The following is a 26,404-nucleotide window of genomic DNA, read 5'->3' as shown; positions in this document are numbered from 1 at the left end:
TTATATTTATAAGAAGTCTTACTTCACTTCTTTACCAGCTGCTTGTTGGTCAGCATGGTAGCTTGAGCGAACAAATGGACCACAGGCCGCATGAGTAAAGCCAATTTCGTCTGCATAGTCTTTTAATGCATCAAACTCTGCTGGCGGCACATAGCGTTTAACAGGTAAGTGGTGCTTAGAAGGTTGTAAGTATTGGCCTACTGTTAGCATATCAACGTTATGCTCGCGTAAGTCACGTAACACTTCTTCGATTTCGCTAATCTCTTCACCTAAACCTACCATCAAACCTGATTTAGTTTTCACATTAGGGTGCGCTTCTTTAAAACGACGTAGAAGCTCAAGTGACCACTTATAATCAGCACCAGGACGCGCTAATTTGTATAAACGCGGTGCAGTTTCTAGGTTGTGGTTAAATACATCTGGCGGCGTCTCGATTAAGATATCAAGGGCTCTGTCCATACGACCACGAAAATCTGGCACTAAAATTTCAATGGTGATTTCTGGGTTGTGCTTACGAATTTCACGTATACAGTCAGCAAAGTGCTGTGCACCACCATCACGTAAATCATCACGGTCTACCGAGGTAATAACAACATAGCTTAGCTTCATGTCTTTAATGGTCAGCGCTAGCTTTTCAGGCTCTGCTGCATCTGGCTTTAATGGACGGCCGTGTGCAACATCACAGAATGGACAACGACGAGTACAAATAGCACCTAAAATCATAAAGGTAGCTGTACCATGGTTGAAACATTCAGATAGGTTAGGGCATGATGCCTCTTCACAAACTGAGTGCAAACCATGTTTACGCATCGCTTGTTTAATACCATCAATACGTTCGGTTGATTTAGGTAAGCGAATTTTCAGCCACTCTGGCTTACGTAACATTTCGTTTTTTTCAGTCGGTAAAACTTTAACTGGTATCAGCGCCATTTTTTCTGCATCACGCAGTTTTACGCCTGGTTCCATTTTGACTGGTTTATTCATTCGTTTTCAAACCCTTCAGTATGCTTAACCACAGTAGCATTAAGCTTTTTAATCATGTGTTTTACAAGCCCTGCACCTGCTTGCTCGAGGTTTTGCGGACCGTTAAGGTCGGTTGTTTGCACCATGTTCATGCCAGCATAGCCACATGGATTTATACGCAAAAATGGCGCTAGATCCATGTTTACATTTAGTGCTAAACCGTGGAAAGAGCAACCGCGGCGAACACGAAGGCCTAATGAGGCGATTTTACTATCGTTTACGTAGACACCAGGTGCATCTGCTTTGGCGTAGGCATCAATGTCATATTCTTTTAGCGTGTCGATAATACACTCTTCAAGCCATGTAACTAGCTCTCTTACACCAATTTTTAAACGACGTAAGTTGAACAGCACATACATCATTTGCTGGCCTGGTCCGTGGTATGTTACTTGGCCACCACGGTCCACTTGGATCACTTCGATATCACCGGTATTTAATAAATGCTCAGCTTTACCAGCTTGGCCTTGAGTAAATACAGGCTCGTGCTCAACGAGCCAAATTTCATCGGCTGTGTGCTCATCACGGGTGTCGGTAAAAGATTGCATTTTTTGCCAAATTGGCATGTAACGCTGACGACCTAATTGACGAACGATTAATTCTCTTTCGCTCACGATTTACTCCGTAATCGGTCTATAGCATGTGACGTACGTCATCGATGTTGCTGATCACGTTATAAATTTCTTCAATATGCTCTTTACTTGTAACGGTAGCTACAAGCGTTACAGATTCGTAATTACCTTTGCTGCTTGGTTTTACCTTTGGCGCATAATCGCCAGGTGCAATTGGTTGCAGCTTTTCTAGGATCTGATCTGTTAGATTTACATTAGCTAAACCCATGATTTTAAATGTGAATGGGCAAGGAAAATCTAAATACTCGTCAAACTTAGTATTTTTTACAGGTTGAACCACGACGGTGACTCCTCAAACAGTGAGTATGCTTAATAGAGGTGTTCTCTGCCATTTCTTGGCGTTAAGCAAACTTAGATTACGACGCACTCGACCCAGCGCGACTTATATGGGGCGCATTCTATCATTTTTCAGACAAAAAAAAACGCCTTGCGGTGCAAGGCGTTTATAAACTTTACTAGCAGATTACTGAATTTGTAAACGCAGGTAATCGTAGATCTTGCTAAAGAAGCTACCTTCTTCCACTTCTTCTAGTGTAACTAGTGGGTATTGAGCAATCTCTTCACCTTCAAGCTGTAAGAAAAGCGTGCCTACTTTAGTTCCTTTAGCCAGAGGTGCTTCTAACGTTTTATCAAGCTCGAAGTTTGCTTTTAAGTTTTTACGCTGACCACGCGGGATAGTAATTGGCGTGTCTTCTAAGATACCTAGCGATACGTTTTCTTTGTTACCCATCCAAATACGTTGTTCTGCAAAGCTATCGCCTGCTTTGTATGGGGTAATTGTTTCGAAAAAGCGGAAACCATAGTTAAGTAACTTTTTGCTTTCAACTTTTCGTGCACGCTCGCTTTCAGTGCCCATAACCACCGCGATTAAACGCATGTCGTCTTTAGTTGCTGAAGTGACTAAGCTATAGCCAGCTTCAGACGTATGGCCAGTTTTAATACCGTCAACATTCATGCTTTCATCCCACAACAGTGAGTTGCGGTTGTACTGCTTGATACCATTAAAGGTAAATGATTTTTTAGCGTATACTTCGTATTCATCTGGTACATCACGAATAAGAGCCGCACCTAATGTTGCCATATCGCGTGGTGTTGTGAAGTGTTCGTTAGTATCTAAACCGTGGCTATTTACAAAGTGGCTGTTAGTCATGCCAAGTTTTTCAGCATGCGCATTCATTAAATCAGCAAATGCACTTTCACTACCAGCAATGTGTTCTGCCATAGCTACACAGGCATCGTTACCAGATTGAATAATGATACCGTGATTAAGGTCATCAACACTGATCTGCTTACCTACTTCAATAAACATTTTTGATGACTCAGGAAAATTCTTTGCCCAAGCTTTTTCACTCACTGTAACCATATCGGTTGGAGCAATATTACCTGCTTTGATTTCAGTACCAATAACATAACTGGTCATCATTTTGGTTAAACTAGCAGGTGCTAGCTTTGTATCAGCTTCGCCTTCGGCAATTACTTTACCTGTGGTGAAATCAACCAAGAAATAACCTTTCGCATTAACTTGAGGTGGGGCAGGGATAATTTGGGCTGTTGCAGAAAATACGCTAGCAGTGCAAACAAGGCCACAAACGCCACTTAAGATTTTATATTTTATAGATTTCATCGTACTCATTAATGGTTAAAGTTAAACATGTTGCGTTGACCTATTCTAAAGGTCTTACTCACTGTAAAGCAAGAACGCGTTCTGAAATTGGTTTTGTTTTAGCTTTTCTAAAACAGCCTGTGCTTCTGCGGCATCTTTTATTGGACCAAGACGTAATCGATAGATTCCATCTTTTTCAACAATGTTTGTTGGCACATGATATTGCTGACGAAGTTGAAACGCGAGCGCCTCAACATTAGCAAGAGTACTTCCCGCTGCAACCTGAATGTAGCTTAAACGAGGGGCAGAATTTGCAAGGGTAACAGCCTCAACCTTAACACGGGCTGTACCTTGTCGGTAATAACCCAATTTATAGGCCGCAGAATAAGATAAATCGATAATCCGATCTTCATGAAACGGTCCTCGGTCATTAACACGAACAATCACTGATTTACCGTTATCTAAATTTGTTACTCTGGCAAAGCTTGGTAGAGGGAGTGTTTTATGAGCTGCTGTCATTGCAAACATATCGTAGACTTCACCGTTTGAGGTGTGATAATTATGAAATTTTCGGCCATACCATGAAGCGATGCCTTCTTCTGCATAGCCTGTTTCATCAAGCATTGGCGTGTAGCGTTTACCACGAACTTCGTAAGGGCGACTGGCGCTGGCACTTTTAACAACAGGGGTAACTATCGCATCTTGCATTTCAAGTTCGGTCGGTTTACGAAGCGGCGCAGCATCATGCTCCATAGCATAGCGACCTTGCTGCGAAGAACTACATGCTGCTAGCAGCATTGAGAATAACGCTATTAATAAGAAATTGACTCGCTGTGTCATTATTTTAAAAGCATCCTTTTATCGGTGGCGATCGACATAATAATGCCAAACCCAGCCATTAAGGTCACCATTGAGGTGCCACCATAACTTATCAGAGGTAACGGAACGCCTACAACAGGCAGTAACCCAGATACCATACCAATATTTACAAATACATAAACAAAGAAGGTAAGGGTTAATGCACCGGCAAGAAGTTTACCAAAAGCATCTTGCGCGTTTACCGCAATATACAAGCCACGACCAATAATAAACAAGTACATACACAGCAATAAACAAACCCCAAAAAGGCCAAACTCTTCGCTTAGAACAGAAAAGATAAAATCGGTGTGACGTTCGGGTAAAAACTCTAATTGCGATTGAGTTCCTTGTAACCAGCCTTTACCTTCAATTCCTCCGGAGCCTATAGCAATTTTCGATTGAATAATGTGATACCCAGAGCCAAGAGGATCACTTTCTGGGTCCAAAAAGGTAAGTACTCGCTGCTTTTGATAATCAAGCATAACATAATGCCAAAATGGCCAAGCTGCTAATGCCACTGAGGCTGATAAAAAGCCAATTAAGCGCCAACTAAGCCCAGATAAAAACAATACAAATATACCTGAACTAGCTATCAAAATAGAGGTACCGAGATCGGGTTGTTCTTTAATTAAAATGGTTGGCACCATCACTATGGCAAAACCAATAATTAAATGCAGTGGACGAGGGGGAAGATGATTGCGACCAATATACCAAGCAACCATCATAGGCACAGCAATTTTCATTAATTCTGATGGTTGGAAACGGGTTACACCTAGGTCAAGCCAGCGCTGCGCTCCTTTTGAGCTAACCCCAAATAATAACACTCCTACCAGCATTAGTAGCCCCACACAGTAAAGCGGAATTACCATGCTTTTTAAAGTATTAGGCGAAAACTGAGCGAGAATGAACATACCGAGAATAGCGCCAAACATACGCGTTGCATGGCGTATCATCATTGCAGAGTCTTGGCCACTGGCGCTGTATACAATCGCTAAACTTGCAACCATCATAGCCAAAAGGGCTACAAGTAGCGGTAAATCGAGGTGTAGACGCTGCCAAATTGAGCGCTTTTTATTTAATGGGATCATGGCGCGTCACTTTGGGTAATTTGAATTGGGTTAGCTGAGAAGTAGTAATCCATTAATTGACGAGCAATAGGAGCTCCAACCGTACTACCACCCCCAGTGTTTTCTACAACTACAGAGACAACAATCTGCGGGTCGTTATAAGGTGCAAAACCAACATAGATAGCGTTATCTCGTTGACGCTCTTTTAGCGACTTAGCGTCGTAACGTTCACCTTGTGCGATACTTACCACCTGCGCAGTACCTGTTTTGCCAGCAGGGTCGTAACTTGCCCCTCTAAATGCTTTATGTGCAGTACCAGTGACTTTGTGCACTGTATTATGCATAGCATCGAGAGCAATTTGCCAATGATGAGGATTTTTTAGTTCCACTGGGGGCTTTTCGTCATTGTTTATTTGCGTTACTTCATTTTCTTTTTTGGCTACTTGCACAAGATGTGGTGGATGATCGAGTCCACGGTTTACCAATATATTGGTTGCGTTAGCAATTTGCATTGGTGTGGCAGTCCAGTAACCTTGCCCGATCCCCACTGAAATTGTATCGCCACGCCACCAAGACTCTCTAAAGCGACCTTCTTTCCACTCTTTAGATGGCATTATTGCAGAAGTTTCTTCATGGATATCAATACCAGATAACTCACCAAATCCAAATTGATACATAAAATCACTGATTTTAGTAATGCCTAAACGATACGCAACGTCGTAAAAGTAGGTATCGCAAGACTCTTCAATGGCTTTGTAAACATCAACATGACCATGACCCCAACGCCTCCAGTCACGCCATTTGTGATCGACATTTGGAATCTGAAAAAAGCCCGGATCCCACATTTGTGTTTGCTCGGTAACGAGGCCTTCCTCAAGCGCTAAAATAGCCATGAGAGGTTTTACTGTCGATGCTGGTGCGTAACGACCCTGTGTAGTTCGGTTTATAAGTGGCCGGTCCGGGTTGAGCAGCTTTTTGTAGTCGGTACTACTGATCCCATGTACAAATAAGTTCGGATCATAACTGGGGTTTGAATACAGAGCTAATACGCCGCCATCTTTTGCATCAAGTACGACAACGGCACCACGCATATCTTTTAGAGCATGCTGGGCTATTTGTTGCAGGCCAATATCCAGGGTGAGTACTAAATCATGACCTGGTTCAGGTGGAGTAAGGCTCAATGTACGAATAACTCGGCCACGGTTATTCACTTCAACACGCTGTGAACCCACCATGCCATGCAGGAGCTCTTCATAATATTTCTCAATACCAAGCTTCCCAATGTCGTGAGTTGCACGGTAATTAGTAGCTTGATCTTCTGCTTCAAGCTTAATGAGTTCTTTTTTGTTGAGTTTGGCAACATAACCTAAGGCATGGGTGAGGGTATCACCATAGGGGTAAAAACGAGCTAACCGAGCTTCGATGCTAAAACCAGGGAATTTATGCTGATTAACAGAGAACTTTGCTACCTCAGTCTCGTCTAGACGGGCCTTTAATACTTGGCTTTTGAAACGGCGATTGTGCTTAATATCATCTAAAAAGTCGGCCTTTTGTTGCTCACTAATTTCGATGATCTGTTTTACTTCTGTTAGAGCTTTATCAAGATCGTCAACTTCTTCAGGGATCACTTCAAGATTGTAAACAGGTTTGTTCTCAGCCAATAATACGCCATTTCTGTCGTAAATGAGCCCTCGGTTAGGAGCAATAGGAATGACCTTGATTCGGTTATCGTTCGAACGTGTTTGATAATCTTGATGATCAATAACTTGGATATTGTACAGGTTAGATAGCAACACACCAATTAACAATGTAACAAACACAAAGCCCACAAAGGCACGGCGAGCAAATAAGTTTGCCTCAGCCGAGTGGTCTCTAATCGTGGGTCTGTGTTTTCGCATTGGTTTTACTACTCGCGATGATAAGGGTGGTTGTTATTCAAGCTCCAGCCTCGGTATAGGCTTTCTGCAACAATAATACGCACCAATGGGTGCGGTAGTGTAAGGTTTGATAATGACCACTTTTGCTCAGAGGCTGCGATACACTCTGGTGCTAAACCTTCGGGTCCACCAATCAACAAGCTGACATCACGACCATCAAGCTGCCATTTTTCCATGCTTTTCGCCAACTGGTGGGTATCCATGGGTTTACCCGTTACTTCAAGAGTAACAATACGGTTACCTTTAGGAATAGCTGCAAGGGTCTTTTCACCTTCAAGTTGTAAAATACGTTTGATATCAGCATTTTTACCACGTTTACCAGCGGGGATTTCAATAAGCTCAAGCGGCATATCACGCGGAAAGCGACGTTGGTATTCTGTGAATCCGGTTTCAACCCATGCTGGCATTTTGGTGCCAACAGCAATCAATTGTATTTTCAAAATGGTTACCTATGTCCTTGCTAAGGGTTAGCCCCAAAGTTTTTCTAGATCATAGAAGTCGCGAGTTTGGTCTTGCATTACGTGCACAACCACATCACCTAGATCAACCAGCACCCATTCGCCTTCGTTTTGGCCTTCGTAACCGAGAGGCTCTTCTCCAGCATGGCGTGCTTCTTTAGCAACGTGATCCGCAATAGATTGTACGTGGCGTTTAGAGTTTCCTGAGCATACTAATAAGTAATCAGTAATATCAGACTTACCACGAACATCAAGTTGCACCACATCACGGGCTTTCATATCGTCGACTTTATCAAGGGCAAATGCGAGTAGTTGTTTAGAATCCAAAGTGTTATCTCAAAAATAAATAATCTTAATTTGTTATTTTATCACGCAGACAGTATTTATTCATCTGTTTGGTAAAGATGATGCTGCGCAATGTATTGACTTACCGTGGTAGGTAAAAGTTCCGCTATATTATCATTTAAATGCAGCTTTTTTCTGATTTCGCTTGAGGCAGCATTAACTTGTAAGCCATTTAAAAAGAATAACTTACCTGCATGGGTTTGTTGCAGTTGGCTGAGCTGCTCAGTAAAAGCGTTTTCTTTATAAACCGCTAACTCACCACTTACTTGACAGTGTTGACCCGGACGTTGATAAACAACGATATGGCATAGTTCGACAATTTCTTGCCATTTAAACCACTTGTCTAGGCTATTGAATGAGTCCATGCCGATTAAAAACATAATCGGTGAAGACGGATTTTCTGCACGAAGCTCTTTTAAGCTCAGTAGCGAATAAGATGCACCTTCTCTATTTAACTCTCGATAATCAATAGCAAAATGTGGGTTGTTTTCAATCGCGAGTTTCAGCATGTTAATTCGATGCTCATCACTTATTCCTGGCTTAGCTTTGTGAGCGGGAATAGCGCAAGGCATGAAGTAAAGGGTATCAAGTTGACACTGCTGAACGCATTGCTGGGCCATATTAATATGACCTAAGTGAATCGGGTCAAAGGTGCCACCGAAAATAGCAATCATGAATTGTCACTCTTAGTCGAAGACTGGGTGGCAAGGTAAAGGTATTGCCACTGGTTGGCAAAACATTAAGCATATGTGCATTAATGCTTGGTAGGGAGCTACGAGGTTCCCTTGTTTATAAGCTGCATCAAACTGAGCTAACTGAACTGTAATTTGTTCGAGTACTTTAATATTTAAGCGGTTTAAGGCTTGTTGAACAATCGCTTGTTGATTTTTCCAAATATTAAATTGCTTGTATAAATCAGCCATGTTGGCACCATTTAAGCGCCCATGTTGCATCGCCAGTAAATTTGCAGCTTCTTTGTTAATAGCCCAAAAAATACTCATTGCTTCGGTATTATCAGCGGCAAGTTTAGTCATTACTTTAACGGCTTGCTTGGCTTGGCCATTTAATAGAGCATCACTTAAGTCAAAAATATCAAACTTAGACTGGTTAAGCAGTCCTTGCATTACGGCTTGTTGGTCAATTAGCTCACTGCCGTAGAGTAAAGACAGTTTTTCTAGCTCTTGATGACAGGCAAGTAAATTACCTTCTGTGGCATCAATCAAGCTTTGTTTAGCATTGTTATGAAGGTTCAAGTTTAAACGGTAACATTGCTCATCCAACCAACGACTTAGATGATTACCTGTGAGGGGATAACAAGGAACGAATAAGCCTTGTTTATCTAAGGCCTTAAACCAAGCACTGCGTTGAATATCTTGGCTGGCTTTGGCACCTTTTAAAACCAAAATAGTATCGGGATTAGTAAGCTCAACAAGTTGTTTAAAGATTTGGCTGCCTTGAGTACCTGGTTTTTGCTCGTTTAAATCAAACTCAATTAAGGTACGAGCACTAAACAGCGACATACTCTGGTATTGAGCAACAATTTCTTGCCAATCAAAACCTGGCATTAAGGTAAATTTAATGACCTCGTCAAAGCCTTGCTGTTTAGCAGCTTGGCGAATTTGCATGACACACTGTTCAATTTGAAAAGGCTCTTCACCAAAGACCATGTAAAAAGGCGCTAGGCCTTTTTTTAACTGGCTCGGAAGTTGGTTTGCATAACAACGCATTAGAGTTGTGATAACTCACGAACGATACGGCGACTCGCTTGTTTACGAATTTCGTTTAATAGTAAATCAAGTTCTTTTGCCTTTGCAAGGGCATTGTCAGGGTCGTCTTGGTAGTTACGATACAGCTCAAAGCTTTGATTTATGGCTTTTTGACCTGGTCGCTTTAGGGTATAGCTTACACTATAGGCAAGTTCATATTCAGCAACCTGACCATTATCAAATAATGACAATATTTGACGCTCTAGACGGTCTTTGTGGATGATTAACTCAGGGTATAGGCTGTCACTTTCGTTTAGCTTTACTTGACTAGCAATAAGCTCTTTCTCAACTAATTCGAATAGCGCTGATTTTTCATCATCACCAGCAAGGGTGATCACTTTCAAGTCTTCAGGCAAATTAGAGGCTTTCTTTAAGTGAAAGCCACAACTTGTTAGTAGTAAACAGACTAGCGCAAAGGCTAGTCCGTTTTTCAGTGCTTGAAGCGCTGCCATCTTAATTAGCAACCACGTTAAGTAGTTTGCCAGGTACGTAAATCACTTTACGGATGGTTACGCCATCAGTGAACTTAGTCACGTTTTCTTCAGCAAATGCTAGCGTTTCAACTTGCTCTTTCGTTGCATCTGCAGGCACTGTTAACTTAGCACGTAGCTTACCGTTAACCTGTACAATGATTAGCTTCTCATCTTCAACAAGCGCTGATTCATCAACCTTTGGCCATGCTGCATCTAAGATGTCGCCTTCTTTGCCAAGGTCTTGCCATAACTGGTGACACATATGCGGCGTGATAGGCGCAAGCATGATAAGCAATGCTTCAAGAGCTTCGTTAGCAATAGCTACATCTTGCTTATCTGCAAGTGGTGCTTTTAATAATTTGTTAGAGATTTCCATGATTGCTGCAATCGCGGTGTTGAATGTTTGACGACGTTCAACGTCATCAGTTACTTTTGCAATTGCTTTATGAAGCTCACGACGTAGTACTTTTTGGTCGTTGTTTAATGCTGACTTATCAAGCGCTTGGTAGCCTACTGTTTCTACATCAACAGCGTATTTCCAAATACGTTTTAAGAAACGCATTGCACCTTCAACACCTGAATCAGACCATTCAAGGGTTTGCTCTGGTGGTGCTGTAAACATCATGAATAAACGAACTGTATCTGCACCGTACTCGGCAATAACTTGTTGTGGGTCGATACCGTTATTTTTCGATTTAGACATTTTGCTCATGCCTGCAGAGAATACAGGCTCGCCATCTTCTTTGTGCCAAGCCTTAACAACACGACCTTTGTCGTCTGTTTCAGTTTGTACGTCTGTTGGGGAAATCCAAATATCACCGCCTTTCTCATCTTTACGATAGAAAGTATCTGCTAATACCATGCCTTGACATAATAAGCGCTCAAATGGCTCATCTGAGTTAACTAAACCGAAGTCACGTAATAGTTTGTGGAAGAAGCGCGAGTAAAGTAAGTGCAAGATCGCATGCTCAATACCACCAATGTATTGGTTTACTGGTAACCAGTAATTTGCGGCACCTGGCTCAATCATACCTTCGTCAAAACGAGGGCTACAGTAACGTGCGTAATACCATGATGATTCCATAAAGGTATCGAAGGTATCAGTTTCGTGGAATGCAGGTGCGCCATTTACAGTTGTTTTAGCCCATTCAGGGTCAGCTTTGATTGGCGAAGTAACACCATTCATTACTACGTCTTCTGGTAAGCGAACTGGTAGCATGTCTTCAGTTGCTGCAAGCTCATCACCATTTTCGTCGCTAAGCATTGGGATTGGAGAACCCCAGTAACGCTGACGGCTAACACCCCAGTCACGGAGACGGAAGTTAACTTTACGCTCACCGACACCAAGTGCTTCTAGTTTGTCTGCAACCGCATTAAACGCTGCTTCAAACTCAAGACCATCGAACTCACCTGAGTTAACTAACACGCCTTTTTCTGTGTAAGCTTGGTTGTCTAAATCAACCGTTTCTTCAGAACCTGCAGCTGGTGCGATAACTTGAGTGATCTCAAGGCCATAAGCTGATGCGAACTCGTAGTCACGTTGGTCATGTGCAGGAACAGCCATTACAGCGCCTGAGCCGTAATCCATTAATACAAAGTTAGCAACCCAAATTGGTACTTGCTTACCTGTTAATGGGTGAATCGCATAAAAGCCAGTAGCAATGCCTTTTTTGTCCATGGTTGCCATGTCTGCTTCTGCGATTTTCGTGTTTTTACACTCATCAACAAACATTGCCACAGCATCGCTGTTTTTAGCGGCTTCTTGTGCAATTGGGTGACCTGCTGCAACAGCAACATACGTCACACCCATGAAGGTATCAGGGCGCGTTGTATAAACACTGAATGTATCGTCGTTATCAGCACGCTTGAATTCGATTTCTAAGCCTTCAGAACGACCAATCCAGTTGCGTTGCATGGTTTTAACTTGCTCAGGCCAGTGATCTAGTTTGTCTAAATCATCTAATAATTCTTGTGCGTAATCAGTGATTTTGATAAACCATTGTGGAATTTCTTTTTGCTCAACAATGGCACCTGAACGCCAACCACGACCATCAATTACTTGCTCGTTCGCTAGTACTGTTTGGTCAACTGGATCCCAGTTTACTGTTGACATCTTTTTGTATACTAAGCCTTTTTCGTAAAGCTTAGTGAAGAACCACTGTTCCCACTTATAATATTCTGGATGACATGTTGCGATTTCACGATCCCAATCATAACCAAAGCCAAGTTGCTTTAACTGATCGCGCATGTAATCGATGTTTTCGTAAGTCCACTTAGCAGGTGCGGTGTTGTTTTTGATTGCCGCGTTTTCAGCAGGAAGACCAAACGCATCCCAACCCATTGGTTGCATTACGTTTTTGCCTTGCAAGCGTTGGAAGCGAGATACTACGTCACCAATGGTGTAGTTACGAACGTGACCCATGTGGAGTCGGCCGCTTGGGTATGGGAACATCGATAGGCAGTAATACTTTTCTTTGCTCTCATCTTCAGTGACTTTAAATACTTGGTTTTCTTCCCAGTAGGCTTGTACTTTTGACTCTATGTCTTGCGGGTTATATTGCTCTTGCATCTACGATTCCAGACTTCTTGCAAATTAATAAAAAATTGTCGATAAGGATAACCCAAAATACATGCTAATCACAGCGGCAAATAGGCGCTTTTATTAATTTTCCAATGAAATATATTTTCAGGACAGGTTAACCTATACTCAACTAGTATAACGATTGATTTTTCATCACTTTTGAAGGAGTAAACGATGGCAGATTATAAATCTTGGCTTAGTGATTTGAGTGCTTGGCTTAAAGACGTAAAAGAGAATGAGCTAAAAGATGCAATGGAGAAATTTGTTGAGTCAGAGCAGGCACTTAAAGATTTAGGTCAAGAAAAGCTATATCAGTATCGTGACTATTTAAAGCGCGATATTGACCATATCAAAGAAAACGACAGTCATTATGACTCACTCGCTTGGCTAGAGCTCAAAGAGTCTCTTTGGTACGAATTGTCGCATATCGAAGATAAAACCCAGCTTGAATGGCAAGCATTAAACCAAGATTTTAAACACAATGGTGTGTATCAAGAAGGAGAATGGATAGCCATGGGCACATTAGTATGTAAAAATTGTCAGCATAGTTACGATGTTTACCATGCTACGCAAATTACTCCTTGTACTGAATGTGGCGGTATTTATTTTCGCCGTAAGGCATTACAACCTTAATCAGTGACGCAGGCTTGTGCTGGGCGTTACCTATAATGCCCAGTCAAAACTGGGAAATAAGAAGTTAGAATGACAAAAAAACTAATCCCTCTACCTGTTTCTGCGTTAGCACCTGAGATTGCTGCAAGCCATGTTGCCACTTGCATGCAAAACCCATATCCAGAAGCCTTACCATTTATTGGCCAGCAACGTGCACAAAGTGCCCTCGACTTTTCATTGGGGATGGAATTACCTGGATATAATGTCTATGTAATGGGTGAAGCAGCGCACGGACGTTACACCTTAGTAAAAGACAAGCTCACAGCCCATTCAAAAGACCGCCCAACGCCTAATGAGTGGTTGTACGTTAATAACTATGAAGACCACCGCGAGCCTATTGCGTTATTTATGCAAGCTGGTCAATCAAAACAGTTAGCAGACGATATTGATTCTTTCATTGATGAAGTACTCGATACATTCCCCGCGGCTTTTGATAATCCTGGTTATCAACGTAAGAAAAAATCAATCGACCGTGAGTTTACCGATACTTACGATGCGGCAATTACATCAGTCGAAATTGCTGCTCTTGAGCAAAGTGTGGCTCTGATTGAAGAAAATGGCGTCGTTGGCTTTGCGCCTTTGGTTAACGGTAAACAACTGAGTGACAGTGAATTTGCAGCCCTTGAAGAGCCGTTGCGTATTGAGTTTTATGAGGTCATTGAAAAACTTGAAGATGCATTAATCGAAGCACTGATTGAGCTGCCTCGCTGGAAGCGTGAGTCATCTGAGAAACTGCGTAACCTTAAAAAATCAACTGCAGAGCTTGCCACTAAACCACTAATTAAAGCCCTTGAACACAAATATGCCACGCATATTGGTGTGTTACGTTACTTAAAAGACATTCGTGAAGAAATCATTGATGCAGTGCTTGAGTGGCTCGACGACGATGAAAACGACGAAAATAAAGAAGACTTTGACCGTAAAGGGATGCTCACAGACTTCTTTGCGCCAAATATCTTAGTAGAATACAAAGAAGATGATGCAGCGCCTGTGGTGTATGAGCCAAATCCAACGTTTGGTAATATCTTCGGAAAAATTGAATATGCGACTTCGCAAGGCTCTTTAATCACCAGTTACCGTTCAATACAACCAGGTGCATTGCACCGTGCTAATGGTGGTTATTTGATTATGGATGCAGAGAAAGTTATGTCTAACCCACAAGTGTGGGATGGCCTTAAGTTATCTTTAAAAACGCATCAAATCAAAAACGACTTACCTTATCAAGACAGCTCTGTGGGGAGTAGCTTTACATTACGTCCGCAGCTTATTCCCCTTGATGTAAAAATAGTGCTGCTAGGCTCACGGGAGCTCTATTACACAATAGGTGAATATGACGAAGAGTTTGCTGAGTTATTTCGTGTACTCGCTGATTTTGATTACTATTTGCCAAGCAGTGACAAACTGCAATATCAGTTCATTACCAAGGTCACTGAATATTGTCAGCAGACACTTAATTGCACAGTAAATGAAGCAGCGATGGCGAGGTTATTAAAATTTAGTTATCGTCAAGCTGAACATCATAACAAGCTCTCAGCTCGTTTTGCTGATGTATTAGAATTAGTGGCAGAAGCCAGTTTTTATACCAAGCAAGATGGGCAAACTGTGATTGATGCTCATCACATCGATGAAGCTATTGTAGGTAAGCAATATCGCACCGGGCAAATTTCAGAAACCATGTTGAGTGATATCAAAGAGGGGCAAATTTTAATTGCTACTGAAGGTCACGCCGTGGGCAAAGTGAATGGCTTAACCGTGCTGCACATTGGTGATACTTCATTTGGTACCCCTGCACGTATTACCGCCACTGTGTACGCAGGTGCAGATGGCGTTATTGACGTTGAACGTGAAGCCGAGCTGGGTAAAGCAATTCACTCAAAAGGGGTGATGCTATTAACCGGTTACTTAGGTAATAAATATGCTCAGCAATTTAGCCTAACGCTCAGTGCCAATATCGCAATCGAGCAAAGCTATGGTTACATTGATGGTGATAGCGCCTCATTAGCAGAGCTTTGCGCGCTAATATCGGCAATTACTAATTTACCTATTAGCCAATCTATCGCGCTTACAGGCTCAATTAACCAGCATGGAGACGTGCAATCAATCGGTGGCGTCAACGAGAAAATAGAAGGCTTCTTTAAGCTTTGTAAAATGCGTGGCTTAACTGGTGAGCAAGGGGTGATTATTCCTAAATCAAATCAAGTCAATTTAGTGCTTGATGACGAAGTGCTCGATGCGGTAGAAAAAGGACGCTTTAACATTTATGCCGTTGAAACAGTTGATCAAGCACTGAGTTTATTAATGGATAAAGACGCAGGCGAAATGACACCACAAGGTTATCCTGATGGCTCAATAAATGCCCTAGCATTAGCAAGGCTTGCCAATATTGCTGATATCGTTAATGGCGATAATGATGATGAGAAGGACGCAGAATGATTAATTTAATACTTTTACTGATCATTGGTATTTTTTGCTTTTTAATTTTTAAAAATAGTAAAAAGGCGAAGCTACAAGCCCTTGAAAATGAAAAACTAGCAGCGGACTTTTTAGCGAACAATAGTAAAGCCGACGATGTTCATGAAACAGCATCTGGGTTGCAATACAAAATTGAGCAAAGTTCAGGGAATGACACAAAGCCAAATGCAACCAGTAAAGTAAAGGTTCATTATCATGGTACGCTTATGGATGGCAGTGTTTTTGACAGCTCAGTGGTAAGAAATTCGCCAATCAGCTTTGGCTTAAATCAAGTGATTGCTGGCTGGACTGAAGGCTTACAACTCATGAGTGAAGGGGATAAGTTTACCTTTTATATCCCGCCGCAGCTTGCGTACGGCCGTAAACGCGTAGGCAGTATTCCAGCAGGTTCATTGCTGATATTTGACGTAGAGTTGATAAAGATAGAATCTTAAATTTAATCTGCAATAGTACTTGTTCACTTAGTTAAGCGAATGAGTATAAAACACAAAAAAGGCTTCATAATGAAGCCTTTTATTTTGTTATTTTTTGAGTCTTAAAATCAAACCAACAGTACTGAGTAATATGACTACGGCCCATACTGGCCAATTACCATATTGGCTGTAAATACTATCACCTTTAATTAAAGTGATATTGGCTTCGAGTACATCCGCTTTAAATTGCGGCATAGCTAATTGTGATTTAGCGATGGGGTCGTAAACGGCACTAATACCATTGTTAGTAACTCGAATTAACGGGCGCTGTAATTCTAGGGCGCGCATACGCGCTATTTGCATATGCTGATGTGGGCCATGAGAGTCTCCAAACCACGCATCATTACTAACCGTAAATAAGATATCAGAATCGCTGCGATAATTACCACGAACTAAATCGGCAAAGGCAATTTCATAGCAAATAGCCGGCAAGATATTTAAGCTATTTGCGCGTAAATTGTTTTGCACTTCATCACCACGGGTGAAAGATGACATCGGCAAGTCAAACAGTGGTGCGATTGGGCGCAGAAAATCTTGAAACGGCACAAACTCACCAATGGGTAATAACTGATGCTTTTGGTAGCGGTTTTTACCTAAATACTGATAATCACCCTCACTGTCTTCTTGTTCTTTTTTACCCAGCACAATCAAAGTATTAAAAATGTTACGCGTGTCGTATTGGTAATCGACGATGCCGGTAATAAGTGCAGTGTTATTAAACGTTGCAGCACTATTGAGGCCTGTTAAATACTCGGTTGATAATGCTTCAAGCTCGGGGACTGCTGCCTCTGGCCAGACAATTAAATCTGCATTCCAATGTAGGCGAGTCATATCTTGGTATTTGCTCATCGTCGTCCAAAACTCAGACGGCTCAAAGCGAAGATGCTGTTTAATATTACCCTGCACCAGTACAGTTTTAATAGTTTTGTCTTGGTAGTGAAGCTGATTGCTGTTTGCAATCGTACATAAGCCTGCTAAAAGAGCCACAGAGGCGATAAGTGGTTTAGCATCTTTGTATGCTATACGATATAAGGCAAACGCAATTAACATGCATACAAGCGTGATACCGAACTCGCCAATTACGGGCGCTAAAAAATTAAGTGGGCTGTCTGTTTGCGTGTAACCAAAACTAAGCCAAGGAAAGCCTGTCAGCAATGTGCCACGTAAGTACTCTGTGGTTGCTATAGCGGCTAGTAACCAACAGATAAAGCTATATGGGCCTTTAGCAAGGCGTGTAGTCAGCCAAGCGGCTAATGCAGGATACAGAGCTAAATAAGCACATAGCAGCACCATTAATGATAGTGATGCTATTAACGGCATACCACCAAAGGTCGCTATTGATACATGAACCCAACTTATGCCGGCGCCAAACCAGCCTAAACCAAATATAAAGCCATATTTAGCACTTTGTTTAGCAGCTAATTTACCGTTTGCGAGTGGGTTTATGCAGTAGAGCAGGGCACCAAGAGAAAGAAAAGTTATAAACCATAGGTTATAGGGTGCGTAACTTAAGGTTAAAAAGAGGCCCGCAACAAGTGCGAGCCAGGCTTTTTTATCTTTTGCAAGGTGGCTTAGGTTAGTTAGCAGTTTCTTCACTGTCGTTATCATCAGCCTTTGGAATGGTGACTTGCAATTGTAAGATGCGGCGGTTATCTGAGTTAGTGACTTTAAAGTGTAAGCCTTCTACTTCGATGGTTTCACCACGGCTTGGCATATGGCCAAATGCATGTAAAACAATACCACCTATGGTGTCAGCATCAGAGGTGCTGTAACCGGTTTTAAAATATTCGTTAAAGTCATCAACTTCAGTCAGTGCTTGCACAGCGTAAACGTGCTTTGCAACTTGGCGAATATCTTGTAGGTCTTCACTTTCATCGTGCTCGTCTTCGATTTCACCAACGATGATTTCAAGAATATCTTCGATAGTTACAAGACCAGACACACCACCATACTCATCAATAACGATAGCCATGTGGTAACGTTGTTGACGAAACTCATTTAGGAGCGTGTCAACACGTTTACTCTCAGGCACTACAACCGCAGGGCGTAAATATTCACGTAATGAAGGTAGTTGATCATCTTTATTGATGATCAGTGGTAATAAATCTTTTGCTAATAAAATACCTTCAACATGGTCTTTGTCTTCACACACCACTGGAAAGCGTGAATGTGTTGAATCAACCATCATAGGCAATAGTTCTTCTAAAGGTGTATCAACCTCTAAGGTCACCATTTGCGAGCGTGGGATCATGATGTCACGCACTTTTAGCTCTGATACACCTAGTACCCCTTCAATCATGTCTTTGGTTTCAGGGTCGATAAGGTCGCGTTCTTGCGCATCGGCAATTACTTCTACCAGCTCTTCTCTATTCTGGGGTTCCCCTTGCAACATTTGGGCTATGCGGCCCAGCCACGTTTTGCCAGAAGAACCCTGGCTAGTTTGCGAGTTGTCGTCGCTCATTGCGTCTAATTGCTCCGTTAATTTAAATATCGTCTCGATATGGGTCAGCGATGTTCAGATCGGCAAGTAATTGCTTTTCTATGCTTTCCATTTCAAGTGCATCTTCGTCCTTTATATGGTCAAATCCAAGTAAATGCAAGCATCCATGGATAACCATATGGGCAAAATGGTCGTGAAAGGTCTTTTCTTGCTCAATTGATTCGGCTAAAACAATGGCCGGACAAATGATTAAATCACCTACTAAAGGTAACTCAATGCCCGGTGGTGCTTCAAATGGAAAAGATAAGACATTAGTCGGTTTATCTTTGCCGCGGTAATCATTGTTGAGCTGCTGGCTTTGCGCTTCATCACTGATCACTATGGTCAGCTCTGCATCTTCACGGTAATTGCTAAGGGCTTTGTCAGCCCACAGCTGGAATTGTTCAAAGCTTGGTAAGTCGTCAAACTCACAGGCTATTTGTAAATCTAATTCGGTCACGAGTTTGCTTCTTGTTGGTTTGCTTGCGCTTCTTTCGCACGTTGTTTCTCTGCACGTTTTAAACGCTCTGCTTCATCGTTGCGCTCATAAGCTTCAACGATACGGGCAACAACCGGATGGCGCACCACATCGTGTGATTGGAAGAAGTTAAAGCTAATTTCATCTACACCGTTTAATACTTCGATGGCATGGCGAAGACCTGAACGAGCACCACGGGGTAAATCGACTTGTGTAATATCACCAGTAATTACCGCTTTTGAGTTAAAGCCAATACGGGTTAAGAACATTTTCATTTGTTCTGCTGTGGTGTTTTGGCTTTCATCGAGAATAATAAACGCGTCATTCAGTGTACGACCACGCATGTAGGCAAGGGGCGCTACTTCAATCACGTTTTTCTCAATCAGCTTTTCAACTCGCTCAAAGCCAAGCATTTCAAATAACGCATCGTATAATGGGCGTAAATAAGGGTCGATTTTTTGGCTTAAGTCACCCGGTAAAAAGCCTAGCTTTTCACCTGCTTCAACTGCAGGGCGGGTTAATAAAATACGGCGAATTTCTTGACGCTCTAAGGCATCAACAGCTGCTGCAACGGCTAAATAAGTTTTACCTGTACCGGCTGGGCCAATACCGAAAGTAATATCGTGATGCAAAATATTAGCAACATACACGCCTTGATTATCATTGCGCGGTTTAATAACGCCACGGCGAGTTTTAATCACCATGTCTTTGCCATATACACCTGGATTTTCATCTTGCTCAAGAGCATTTGATTCGCTAATCGCCAAATGTACGGCTTCAGGTTCAATTTCGCCAATCAGGCCGCGAATAGGTTGAGTTTCAATATAGAGGTTTTTTAGGATCTCAACAGCCGCTGCTGCAAGGTGCAGTTTACCGGTTACTCTGAAGAAATTATCACGGTGTGCTATCTCAACACCAAGGCGGCGTTCAATTTGCTTAATGTTTTCGTCAAACGGACCACATAAAGATGAAAGGCGTTTGTTGTCGGCGGGTTCTAAATAAATCTCTAATGTTTTTAACTGATTACTCAAAATTGCTTCCTATTGATGGGTGCAGGCAGTACCTGCACCAAGTGTCACCCTAAGGTACGAAAGTAGCAACGCCAATTTCGTTAGGGGCCGCAGCGGCCTCAGCTTCAGCAGCTTTACTTAAAATAGCTGAAGGTGCCACATCACGACGTAAGTTCATTTCTGATTCTGTACGAATTAACTCACCACGTAAAGAGTTTGGCAATGCTTCTGTAATACGTACATCAACGAATTGACCGATCACTGAGTGAGGGCCTTCAAAGTTAACCACACGGTTATTCTCGGTACGGCCACGTAATTCCATAGGATTCTTTTTAGAGGGGCCTTCAACTAGAATACGTTGTTCAGTACCAAACATTTGTCGGCTGATTTGTTGTGCCATTTGCGTAATACGATTCTGTAGAAGGTATAAACGCTCTTTTTTCTCTTGCTCTGTCACATCATCAGGTAAATCAGCAGCAGGAGTACCAGGTCGCGCACTGTAGATAAAGCTGAAGCTCATATCGAAACCAATATCATTAATTAGGTTCATGGTTGCTTCAAAGTCAGCTTTACTTTCGCCAGGGAAACCAATGATGAAGTCAGATGACATGCTTAGGTTAGGGCGAATTTTACGTAGCTTACGGATTGTAGATTTGTACTCAAGTGCAGTGTGACCACGTTTCATTAAATTAAGAATACGGTCTGAACCACTTTGTACTGGTAAGTGTAGGTGATCAACAAGCTCAGGTACGTCTGCATACGCATCAATGATATCTGGCGTAAATTCTACAGGATGCGATGTGGTGTAACGAATACGGTCAATACCGTCAATTGCAGCTACATAACGTAGTAGGTCAGAGAAGTAACAAATCTCACCGTCATGAGTTTCACCGCGATACGCATTTACGTTTTGTCCAAGTAGGTTCACTTCACGAACGCCTTGCTCTGCAAGTTGTGCTACTTCAAGTAATACGTCATCAAGTGGACGGCTTACTTCTTCACCACGCGTATAAGGTACTACGCAGAATGTACAGTATTTAGAGCAACCTTCCATAATTGATACAAACGCAGTAGGGCCTTCCGCTTTTGGCTCAGGTAAACGGTCGAACTTTTCAATCTCAGGGAATGAAACGTCAACTACCGAGCTGCAGTCGCCACTTTGCACTTGCTTAATCATTTCTGGTAAGCGGTGTAATGTTTGCGGGCCAAAGATTACATCAACAAACGGCGCACGTTGACGAATCGAGTCACCTTCTTGCGAGGCAACACAGCCACCAACACCAATGATTAATTCTGGTTTGTCGTCTTTTAACAGTTTCCAACGGCCAAGCTGATGGAATACTTTTTCTTGTGCTTTTTCACGGATTGAACAGGTATTGAGTAAGATCACGTCTGCGTCTTCAGCTTCTTCAGTTAACTGATAGCCGTTAGTCGCATCTAGTAGATCAGCCATCTTCTGAGAGTCGTACTCGTTCATCTGACAACCCCAGGTTTTAATATGCAGCTTTTTACTCATTGAAATATAGCCTCGTTTTCAATTCGGTAGTGACACAAAAATGTGTTAGAAACAGGATTAAGTGGCAGTATGCCGACCTAAAGGACGCGTATTTTAGCTGGATACCCGCACAGATCCAAGTATAGTTTTTATCTTTGTGGTGTGAAATCAAACAAGTTACTGTTTTGAAATTCATAAGCGGTAAATGCACTGACACGCAATATTGAATTACGTTACAATTTGTCGCGTATTTTAATAGCCAAATGAGCGAATATTAAATGAATAAAAATAAGGTAATAATTGTCGGTGGTGGCATGGTCGGCGCTGCTACAGCGGTAACACTGGCTAAACAGGGTAGGGATGTCACCGTCATTGAAAAGCACCTTATAGATGCTGATCACATTCTTAGTTCAGATAAAGTAGATATTCGCATTTCGGCTATTAATCGTTTTTCAGAAAACTTACTCGACGACCTAGGTGCAATGCCGTTACTTAGGCAAAATCGCATCGCGCCTTATCAACAGCTTGAAGCCTACCAGCAGCAAGACGAGAATCTATTGTTTGATTGCAAAGATATTGGCGAAACACATTTAGGTCATTTAATAGAAAATAATTTAATACAAGCCAGTCTTTGGCAACAATTTGCTAAGTACAACATTGAAGTAATAGAACAAACGTCACTAATCACAGATATTAGTCAAACGCCTGATGCAATTACCTTACATTATGGTGATACTAAATATACCGCTGATTTAGTTGTTGCTGCAGATGGCGGACAGTCCCAATTACGTACCAAAGCTGGCTTAGGTGTAACGGGTTGGCAGTACGGCCAACACTGCATGGGGGTTTTAATCAAATTAGATGCACCGCAGCAAGTAAAAACATGGCAACAATTTACCCCAACCGGACCTGTGGCGTTTTTGCCAATGCAGGCACCGTATGCCAATTTAATTTGCTATCACGACGCTGCGGTATTAAAGCAATGGCATAAACTCTCAAATGAACAACTGAAAGCAAAGCTTATAGAGCACTTTCCTGAGCTACCAGGCGACTTTGAGGTACTTGAACATGCCGTTTTTCCACTTGCACGCCAACATGCTAATGATTATTCACAGGGGCGTTTAGTTTTGGTTGGCGATTCGGCTCACACAATAAACCCACTTGCAGGTCAGGGCGTGAACTTAGGTTTTCAGGATGTCGTCGCGTTGGCTGATATTTTGGCAGAACAACAGGATGTTGGTCACCATGATTTATTAAAACGCTATGAGAAAAAACGCCGTCACGCTAATTTACTAATGATGAGTATGATGGATGCGTGTTACTTTGGCTTTTCAAATGAGGTTAAACCACTTAGCTGGGTGCGCAGTAAGTTTTTAAAGCTTGCAAATAATACAGGTCCTGCAAAAAACTGGGTGTTAAAGTATGCTATCAGCGGGACATTAGATTAATACAAATTCGTAATCAATACTAACAAGCGGGTTAATGAAAATTAGCCCGTTTTTTTATGTAGATATAATCGAGTACAATTTTGAAGAAATTAGAAATTAGAAATTAGAAATTAGAAATTAGAAATTAGAAATTAGAAATTAGAAATTAGAAATTAGAAATTAGAAAGGGAAGTTAGTTGGCTGGGATACCAGGATTTGAACCTGGGAATGGCAGGATCAAAACCTGCTGCCTTACCGCTTGGCGATATCCCAACGCTAAACTTGAAGAGTTTTAGTTCTACTTAAGAACATGGTGCGGAAGGAGAGACTTGAACTCTCACAACCGAAGTTACTGGAACCTAAATCCAGCGCGTCTACCAATTCCGCCACTCCCGCATCAAAAGGGTTGCTACTTTCAACTCTTAGCTAGAGACATTCTTCAACACTTTCTTGGTAGAGAAAGTGGCTGGGATACCAGGATTTGAACCTGGGAATGGCAGGATCAAAACCTGCTGCCTTACCGCTTGGCGATATCCCAACAAAGAATAAGTTGATAGTTTTGGTTCTTATCAAGAACATGGTGCGGAAGGAGAGACTTGAACTCTCACAACCGAAGTTACTGGAACCTAAATCCAGCGCGTCTACCAATTCCGCCACTCCCGCATCAAAAGGGTTGCTACTTTCAACTCTTAGCTAGAGACATTCTTCAACACTCTCTTGGTAGAGAAAGTGGCTGGGATACCAGGATTTGAACCTGGGAATGGCAGGATCAAAACCTGCTGCCTTACCGCTTGGCGATATCCCAACAAAGAATAAGTTGATAGTTTTGGTTCTTATCAAGAACATGGTGCGGAAGGAGAGACTTGAACTCTCACAACCGAAGTTACTGGAACCTAAATCCAGCGCGTCTACCAATTCCGCCACTCCCGCATCATTTGTACTTAAAAGTACTGGTAGTTATTTTAAACTCTTCATTGAGTACAGTTTAAACTCCTGTAGAGCCATTCTAAAGAAAGAATGGTGGCTAAGACGGGATTTGAACCTGTGACCCCATCATTATGAGTGATGTGCTCTAACCAACTGAGCTACTTAGCCATTGTGGCTGGGATACCAGGATTTGAACCTGGGAATGGCAGGATCAAAACCTGCTGCCTTACCGCTTGGCGATATCCCAACAAAAGCTTGATAGTTTTAGTTCTTATCAAGAACATGGTGCGGAAGGAGAGACTTGAACTCTCACAACCGAAGTTACTGGAACCTAAATCCAGCGCGTCTACCAATTCCGCCACTCCCGCATCATTTGTACTTAAAGTACTGGTAGTTATTTTAAACTCTTCATTGAGCAACAAAAAGAATGGTGGCTAAGACGGGATTTGAACCTGTGACCCCATCATTATGAGTGATGTGCTCTAACCAACTGAGCTACTTAGCCATCTTTTTTGTTAGCACTTCATCGCTGAGTGCGGGGCGTATTATGCTGATATGACCTAAATCCGTCAACACCTTTTTTGCAAAAAAACGCTTATCTGTGTTTGTTTGCGCTAAAATTAAGCTAAGTGGCTAAATTTCATTTGAATTGCTGTTTTTTTGACAGCTATTTGCCAATTTAAAACTGCAATCTGCTTTGAGGTTGCTATTACACTGATTTTAATCTGATTGATTTTTAAACAAAAATCAAGTTGCAAAATTAGTTAGTGTGTTCTTTTAGGCAGTTTAATCGCATAAAAGTCAAAGTTAAGGGTTTTCAATAAGCACTTTAGCTAAAAATAGTTTGCACTTTTACCTATTATTGGTTCATTAATTCAGCAATAGGGTAGATTGAATTGATACTGACCTTATTAACTTTCTGGTTAAACTGTTGTTGAGATCAGCTTGCTTAATTCATATGTGTAAAAATACGATTTGCAATCAATACACATAAATTAAAGAACATTAATCCCCTAAAGTGACAGGCATCTTTAAGACTAGCATTATCTACAAAGCTAGCAAAACTTAGGTAATAAAAAAGGCTCGTAATAACGAGCCTTTTAAAATAAAACTAGCGAAAATGCTTATACGTTAAATAAGAAGTTCATTACATCACCATCTTTAACGATGTATTCTTTACCTTCTTGGCGCATTTTACCTGCTTCTTTAGCACCACTTTCACCTTTAAACGCAATGTAGTCATCAAATGCGATAGTTTGTGCACGGATAAAGCCACGCTCAAAGTCAGTGTGGATTTTACCCGCAGCTTGTGGCGCAGTTGCACCTACAGGGATTGTCCATGCACGTACTTCTTTTACGCCTGCAGTGAAGTATGTTTGTAATTTAAGTAACTCGTAACCACCGCGGATCACTAAGTTAAGACCTGGCTCTTCTAAACCTAAGTCAGCCATAAATTCTAATTTATCTTCTTCTTCAAGCTCAGATAACTCAGATTCAATAGCAGCACATACTGGAATAACAACGGCATCTTCTGCAGCAGCAATTTCACGTACTTTATCTAGGTAAGGGTTATTTTCAAAACCATCTTCTGCTACGTTAGCAATGTACATAGTTGGTTTAATTGTTAAGAAGTTAAGAGGCTTAATTGCAGCCTGTTCTTCTTTTGTTAGTTCTAAAGAACGTAACGTTAAACCTTCATCTAGATGTACTTTCACTTTTTCTAAAACAGCATTTTGTTCTTTAGCGTCTTTGTCGCCGCCTTTAGCTTTTTTAGCATTACGTAAAATGGCTTTGTCAGCACTGTCCATATCAGCCAGTACTAATTCAGTGTTAATTACATCAATATCATCAGCAGGGTCAATTGTGCCAGCAACGTGAACAATGTTTTCATCTTCAAAACAACGAACAACATGACCAATCGCATCTGTTTCACGAATGTTTGCTAGGAACTGGTTACCTAAACCTTCACCTTTAGATGCACCTTTTACTAGACCGGCAATATCAACGAATTCCATCGTCGTTGGTAAAATACGCTGAGGATTTACGATAGCGGCTAAATCATTTAAGCGCGCATCAGGAACCGGTACCACACCCGTATTTGGTTCGATGGTACAGAAAGGGAAGTTAGCGGCTTCAATACCCGCTTTAGTTAGTGCATTAAATAGTGTTGATTTACCAACGTTTGGCAAACCAACGATGCCACATTTAAAACCCATAGTAAGATACCTTGT

The 26,404-nt window shown here is 41.8% G+C and carries 23 protein-coding genes and 10 tRNA genes; 4 read left to right on the top strand and 29 right to left on the bottom strand.

Features of this window, described 5'->3' with window-relative positions; all coding sequences use genetic code 11:
• Positions 1 to 18: 18 nt before the first annotated feature.
• The 13 genes from lipA to leuS form a co-directional block, all read right to left on the bottom strand.
• Positions 19 to 984 carry a lipoyl synthase gene (lipA, locus tag HYD28_13015; protein QLE09797.1) on the bottom strand — a complete coding sequence of 322 codons (966 nt, stop codon included), beginning with the start codon at positions 982 to 984 and terminating at the stop codon, positions 19 to 21.
• Positions 981 to 1,634 carry a lipoyl(octanoyl) transferase LipB gene (gene lipB, locus HYD28_13010; protein QLE09796.1) on the bottom strand — a complete coding sequence of 218 codons (654 nt, stop codon included), beginning with the start codon at positions 1,632 to 1,634 and terminating at the stop codon, positions 981 to 983. Before lipB ends, lipA begins: the two co-directional genes overlap by 4 nt.
• Positions 1,635 to 1,653: 19 nt before the next feature.
• Positions 1,654 to 1,932 (bottom strand): YbeD family protein, encoded by a 279-nt coding sequence (locus tag HYD28_13005; protein ID QLE09795.1) that lies wholly within the window; start codon positions 1,930 to 1,932, stop codon positions 1,654 to 1,656.
• Positions 1,933 to 2,115: 183 nt separating this feature from the next.
• The gene (locus tag HYD28_13000) at positions 2,116 to 3,276 is read right to left on the bottom strand and encodes a serine hydrolase (protein QLE09794.1); all 1,161 of its coding nucleotides are present in this window, start codon (positions 3,274 to 3,276) and stop codon (positions 2,116 to 2,118) included.
• A 54-nt stretch (positions 3,277 to 3,330) separates the two neighbouring features.
• Positions 3,331 to 4,095 carry a septal ring lytic transglycosylase RlpA family protein gene (locus tag HYD28_12995; protein ID QLE09793.1) on the bottom strand — a complete coding sequence of 255 codons (765 nt, stop codon included), beginning with the start codon at positions 4,093 to 4,095 and terminating at the stop codon, positions 3,331 to 3,333.
• Positions 4,095 to 5,201 (bottom strand): rod shape-determining protein RodA, encoded by a 1,107-nt coding sequence (gene rodA / locus HYD28_12990; protein QLE09792.1) that lies wholly within the window; start codon positions 5,199 to 5,201, stop codon positions 4,095 to 4,097. The genes HYD28_12995 and rodA overlap by 1 nt, the downstream gene beginning before the upstream one ends.
• The gene (mrdA, locus tag HYD28_12985; protein QLE09791.1) at positions 5,198 to 7,078 is read right to left on the bottom strand and encodes a penicillin-binding protein 2; all 1,881 of its coding nucleotides are present in this window, start codon (positions 7,076 to 7,078) and stop codon (positions 5,198 to 5,200) included. Before mrdA ends, rodA begins: the two co-directional genes overlap by 4 nt.
• An 8-nt stretch (positions 7,079 to 7,086) precedes the next feature.
• Positions 7,087 to 7,557, bottom strand: a complete 471-nt coding sequence (rlmH, locus tag HYD28_12980) for a 23S rRNA (pseudouridine(1915)-N(3))-methyltransferase RlmH (GenBank protein ID QLE09790.1) — start codon at positions 7,555 to 7,557, stop codon at positions 7,087 to 7,089.
• Positions 7,558 to 7,584: 27 nt separating this feature from the next.
• Positions 7,585 to 7,902 (bottom strand): ribosome silencing factor, encoded by a 318-nt coding sequence (gene rsfS, locus HYD28_12975; protein ID QLE09789.1) that lies wholly within the window; start codon positions 7,900 to 7,902, stop codon positions 7,585 to 7,587.
• 56 nt (positions 7,903 to 7,958) lie between these two features.
• Positions 7,959 to 8,594 (bottom strand): nicotinate-nucleotide adenylyltransferase, encoded by a 636-nt coding sequence (nadD, locus tag HYD28_12970; protein QLE09788.1) that lies wholly within the window; start codon positions 8,592 to 8,594, stop codon positions 7,959 to 7,961.
• Positions 8,595 to 8,606: 12 nt separating this feature from the next.
• Positions 8,607 to 9,647 (bottom strand): DNA polymerase III subunit delta, encoded by a 1,041-nt coding sequence (gene holA / locus HYD28_12965; GenBank protein QLE09787.1) that lies wholly within the window; start codon positions 9,645 to 9,647, stop codon positions 8,607 to 8,609.
• Positions 9,647 to 10,138: a hypothetical protein gene (locus tag HYD28_12960; GenBank protein QLE09786.1), complete on the bottom strand. Its 492-nt coding sequence runs from the start codon at positions 10,136 to 10,138 to the stop codon at positions 9,647 to 9,649. Before HYD28_12960 ends, holA begins: the two co-directional genes overlap by 1 nt.
• A gap of 1 nt (position 10,139) precedes the next feature.
• Entirely contained in the window at positions 10,140 to 12,728 is a 2,589-nt protein-coding gene (gene leuS, locus HYD28_12955; GenBank protein QLE09785.1) for a leucine--tRNA ligase, read from the bottom strand.
• A gap of 186 nt (positions 12,729 to 12,914) precedes the next feature.
• Here leuS and HYD28_12950 point away from each other — a divergent pair, with 186 nt between their 5' ends.
• From HYD28_12950 to HYD28_12940, 3 genes are all read left to right on the top strand, one after another.
• Positions 12,915 to 13,373 (top strand): zinc ribbon-containing protein, encoded by a 459-nt coding sequence (locus tag HYD28_12950; GenBank protein ID QLE09784.1) that lies wholly within the window; start codon positions 12,915 to 12,917, stop codon positions 13,371 to 13,373.
• 69 nt (positions 13,374 to 13,442) lie between these two features.
• Positions 13,443 to 15,845, top strand: a complete 2,403-nt coding sequence (locus HYD28_12945) for an AAA family ATPase (protein ID QLE09783.1) — start codon at positions 13,443 to 13,445, stop codon at positions 15,843 to 15,845.
• Positions 15,842 to 16,318 (top strand): FKBP-type peptidyl-prolyl cis-trans isomerase, encoded by a 477-nt coding sequence (locus HYD28_12940; GenBank protein ID QLE09782.1) that lies wholly within the window; start codon positions 15,842 to 15,844, stop codon positions 16,316 to 16,318. The genes HYD28_12945 and HYD28_12940 overlap by 4 nt, the downstream gene beginning before the upstream one ends.
• Positions 16,319 to 16,405: 87 nt before the next feature.
• On the opposite strand, the gene lnt is transcribed toward HYD28_12940, so the two are convergent.
• From lnt to miaB, 5 genes are read right to left on the bottom strand one after another with little or no spacing between them, the layout of a single operon-like run.
• Positions 16,406 to 17,953, bottom strand: a complete 1,548-nt coding sequence (lnt, locus tag HYD28_12935; protein ID QLE09781.1) for an apolipoprotein N-acyltransferase — start codon at positions 17,951 to 17,953, stop codon at positions 16,406 to 16,408.
• A complete protein-coding gene (gene corC / locus HYD28_12930; protein QLE09780.1) occupies positions 17,934 to 18,818 on the bottom strand; it encodes a CNNM family magnesium/cobalt transport protein CorC in 885 nt (294 codons plus the stop codon). Before corC ends, lnt begins: the two co-directional genes overlap by 20 nt.
• 22 nt (positions 18,819 to 18,840) lie before the next feature.
• Positions 18,841 to 19,296 (bottom strand): rRNA maturation RNase YbeY, encoded by a 456-nt coding sequence (gene ybeY / locus HYD28_12925; protein ID QLE09779.1) that lies wholly within the window; start codon positions 19,294 to 19,296, stop codon positions 18,841 to 18,843.
• Entirely contained in the window at positions 19,293 to 20,345 is a 1,053-nt protein-coding gene (locus HYD28_12920; GenBank protein ID QLE09778.1) for a PhoH family protein, read from the bottom strand. Before HYD28_12920 ends, ybeY begins: the two co-directional genes overlap by 4 nt.
• Positions 20,346 to 20,394: 49 nt before the next feature.
• Positions 20,395 to 21,840: a tRNA (N6-isopentenyl adenosine(37)-C2)-methylthiotransferase MiaB gene (gene miaB, locus HYD28_12915; GenBank protein QLE09777.1), complete on the bottom strand. Its 1,446-nt coding sequence runs from the start codon at positions 21,838 to 21,840 to the stop codon at positions 20,395 to 20,397.
• Between the two features lie 257 nt (positions 21,841 to 22,097).
• On the opposite strand from miaB, the gene HYD28_12910 reads away from it, so the two are divergent.
• The gene (locus HYD28_12910; protein QLE09776.1) at positions 22,098 to 23,267 is read left to right on the top strand and encodes an FAD-dependent oxidoreductase; all 1,170 of its coding nucleotides are present in this window, start codon (positions 22,098 to 22,100) and stop codon (positions 23,265 to 23,267) included.
• A 177-nt stretch (positions 23,268 to 23,444) separates the two neighbouring features.
• On the opposite strand, the gene HYD28_12905 is transcribed toward HYD28_12910, so the two are convergent.
• From HYD28_12905 to ychF, 11 genes are all read right to left on the bottom strand, one after another.
• A tRNA-Gln gene (locus HYD28_12905) sits at positions 23,445 to 23,519 on the bottom strand.
• A gap of 38 nt (positions 23,520 to 23,557) precedes the next feature.
• Positions 23,558 to 23,642: transfer RNA gene (locus HYD28_12900), tRNA-Leu, on the bottom strand.
• 67 nt (positions 23,643 to 23,709) lie between these two features.
• A tRNA-Gln gene (locus HYD28_12895) sits at positions 23,710 to 23,784 on the bottom strand.
• Between the two features lie 40 nt (positions 23,785 to 23,824).
• A tRNA-Leu gene (locus HYD28_12890) sits at positions 23,825 to 23,909 on the bottom strand.
• Between the two features lie 67 nt (positions 23,910 to 23,976).
• A tRNA-Gln gene (locus tag HYD28_12885) sits at positions 23,977 to 24,051 on the bottom strand.
• A gap of 40 nt (positions 24,052 to 24,091) precedes the next feature.
• Positions 24,092 to 24,176: transfer RNA gene (locus tag HYD28_12880), tRNA-Leu, on the bottom strand.
• A gap of 88 nt (positions 24,177 to 24,264) precedes the next feature.
• Positions 24,265 to 24,341 (bottom strand) — tRNA-Met (locus HYD28_12875).
• A gap of 4 nt (positions 24,342 to 24,345) precedes the next feature.
• Positions 24,346 to 24,420: transfer RNA gene (locus HYD28_12870), tRNA-Gln, on the bottom strand.
• Between the two features lie 36 nt (positions 24,421 to 24,456).
• Positions 24,457 to 24,541: transfer RNA gene (locus HYD28_12865), tRNA-Leu, on the bottom strand.
• Positions 24,542 to 24,601: 60 nt separating this feature from the next.
• Positions 24,602 to 24,678: transfer RNA gene (locus tag HYD28_12860), tRNA-Met, on the bottom strand.
• 619 nt (positions 24,679 to 25,297) lie between these two features.
• The gene (ychF, locus tag HYD28_12855; protein QLE09775.1) at positions 25,298 to 26,389 is read right to left on the bottom strand and encodes a redox-regulated ATPase YchF; all 1,092 of its coding nucleotides are present in this window, start codon (positions 26,387 to 26,389) and stop codon (positions 25,298 to 25,300) included.
• Positions 26,390 to 26,404: the final 15 nt, after the last annotated feature.

The sequence above is a fragment of the Pseudoalteromonas shioyasakiensis genome, assembly GCA_013391845.1.
In the GTDB taxonomy this organism is placed as follows: Bacteria; Pseudomonadota; Gammaproteobacteria; order Enterobacterales; family Alteromonadaceae; genus Pseudoalteromonas; species Pseudoalteromonas apostichopi.
Note: the sequence above shows the minus strand (reverse complement) of the source record. Positions and strands in the feature narration are given on the sequence as shown.

Coding starts and splice junctions, on each gene's coding strand:
- lipA (QLE09797.1), bottom strand. CDS start 984: ATGAATAAACCAGTCAAAATGGAACCAGGCGTAAAACTGCGTGATGCA.
- HYD28_13000 (QLE09794.1), bottom strand. CDS start 3,276: ATGAAATCTATAAAATATAAAATCTTAAGTGGCGTTTGTGGCCTTGTT.
- HYD28_12995 (QLE09793.1), bottom strand. CDS start 4,095: ATGACACAGCGAGTCAATTTCTTATTAATAGCGTTATTCTCAATGCTG.
- rodA (QLE09792.1), bottom strand. CDS start 5,201: ATGATCCCATTAAATAAAAAGCGCTCAATTTGGCAGCGTCTACACCTC.
- mrdA (QLE09791.1), bottom strand. CDS start 7,078: ATGCGAAAACACAGACCCACGATTAGAGACCACTCGGCTGAGGCAAAC.
- nadD (QLE09788.1), bottom strand. CDS start 8,594: ATGATTGCTATTTTCGGTGGCACCTTTGACCCGATTCACTTAGGTCAT.
- holA (QLE09787.1), bottom strand. CDS start 9,647: ATGCGTTGTTATGCAAACCAACTTCCGAGCCAGTTAAAAAAAGGCCTA.
- HYD28_12960 (QLE09786.1), bottom strand. CDS start 10,138: ATGGCAGCGCTTCAAGCACTGAAAAACGGACTAGCCTTTGCGCTAGTC.
- leuS (QLE09785.1), bottom strand. CDS start 12,728: ATGCAAGAGCAATATAACCCGCAAGACATAGAGTCAAAAGTACAAGCC.
- HYD28_12950 (QLE09784.1), top strand. CDS start 12,915: ATGGCAGATTATAAATCTTGGCTTAGTGATTTGAGTGCTTGGCTTAAA.
- HYD28_12945 (QLE09783.1), top strand. CDS start 13,443: ATGACAAAAAAACTAATCCCTCTACCTGTTTCTGCGTTAGCACCTGAG.
- HYD28_12940 (QLE09782.1), top strand. CDS start 15,842: ATGATTAATTTAATACTTTTACTGATCATTGGTATTTTTTGCTTTTTA.
- corC (QLE09780.1), bottom strand. CDS start 18,818: ATGAGCGACGACAACTCGCAAACTAGCCAGGGTTCTTCTGGCAAAACG.
- miaB (QLE09777.1), bottom strand. CDS start 21,840: ATGAGTAAAAAGCTGCATATTAAAACCTGGGGTTGTCAGATGAACGAG.
- HYD28_12910 (QLE09776.1), top strand. CDS start 22,098: ATGAATAAAAATAAGGTAATAATTGTCGGTGGTGGCATGGTCGGCGCT.
- ychF (QLE09775.1), bottom strand. CDS start 26,389: ATGGGTTTTAAATGTGGCATCGTTGGTTTGCCAAACGTTGGTAAATCA.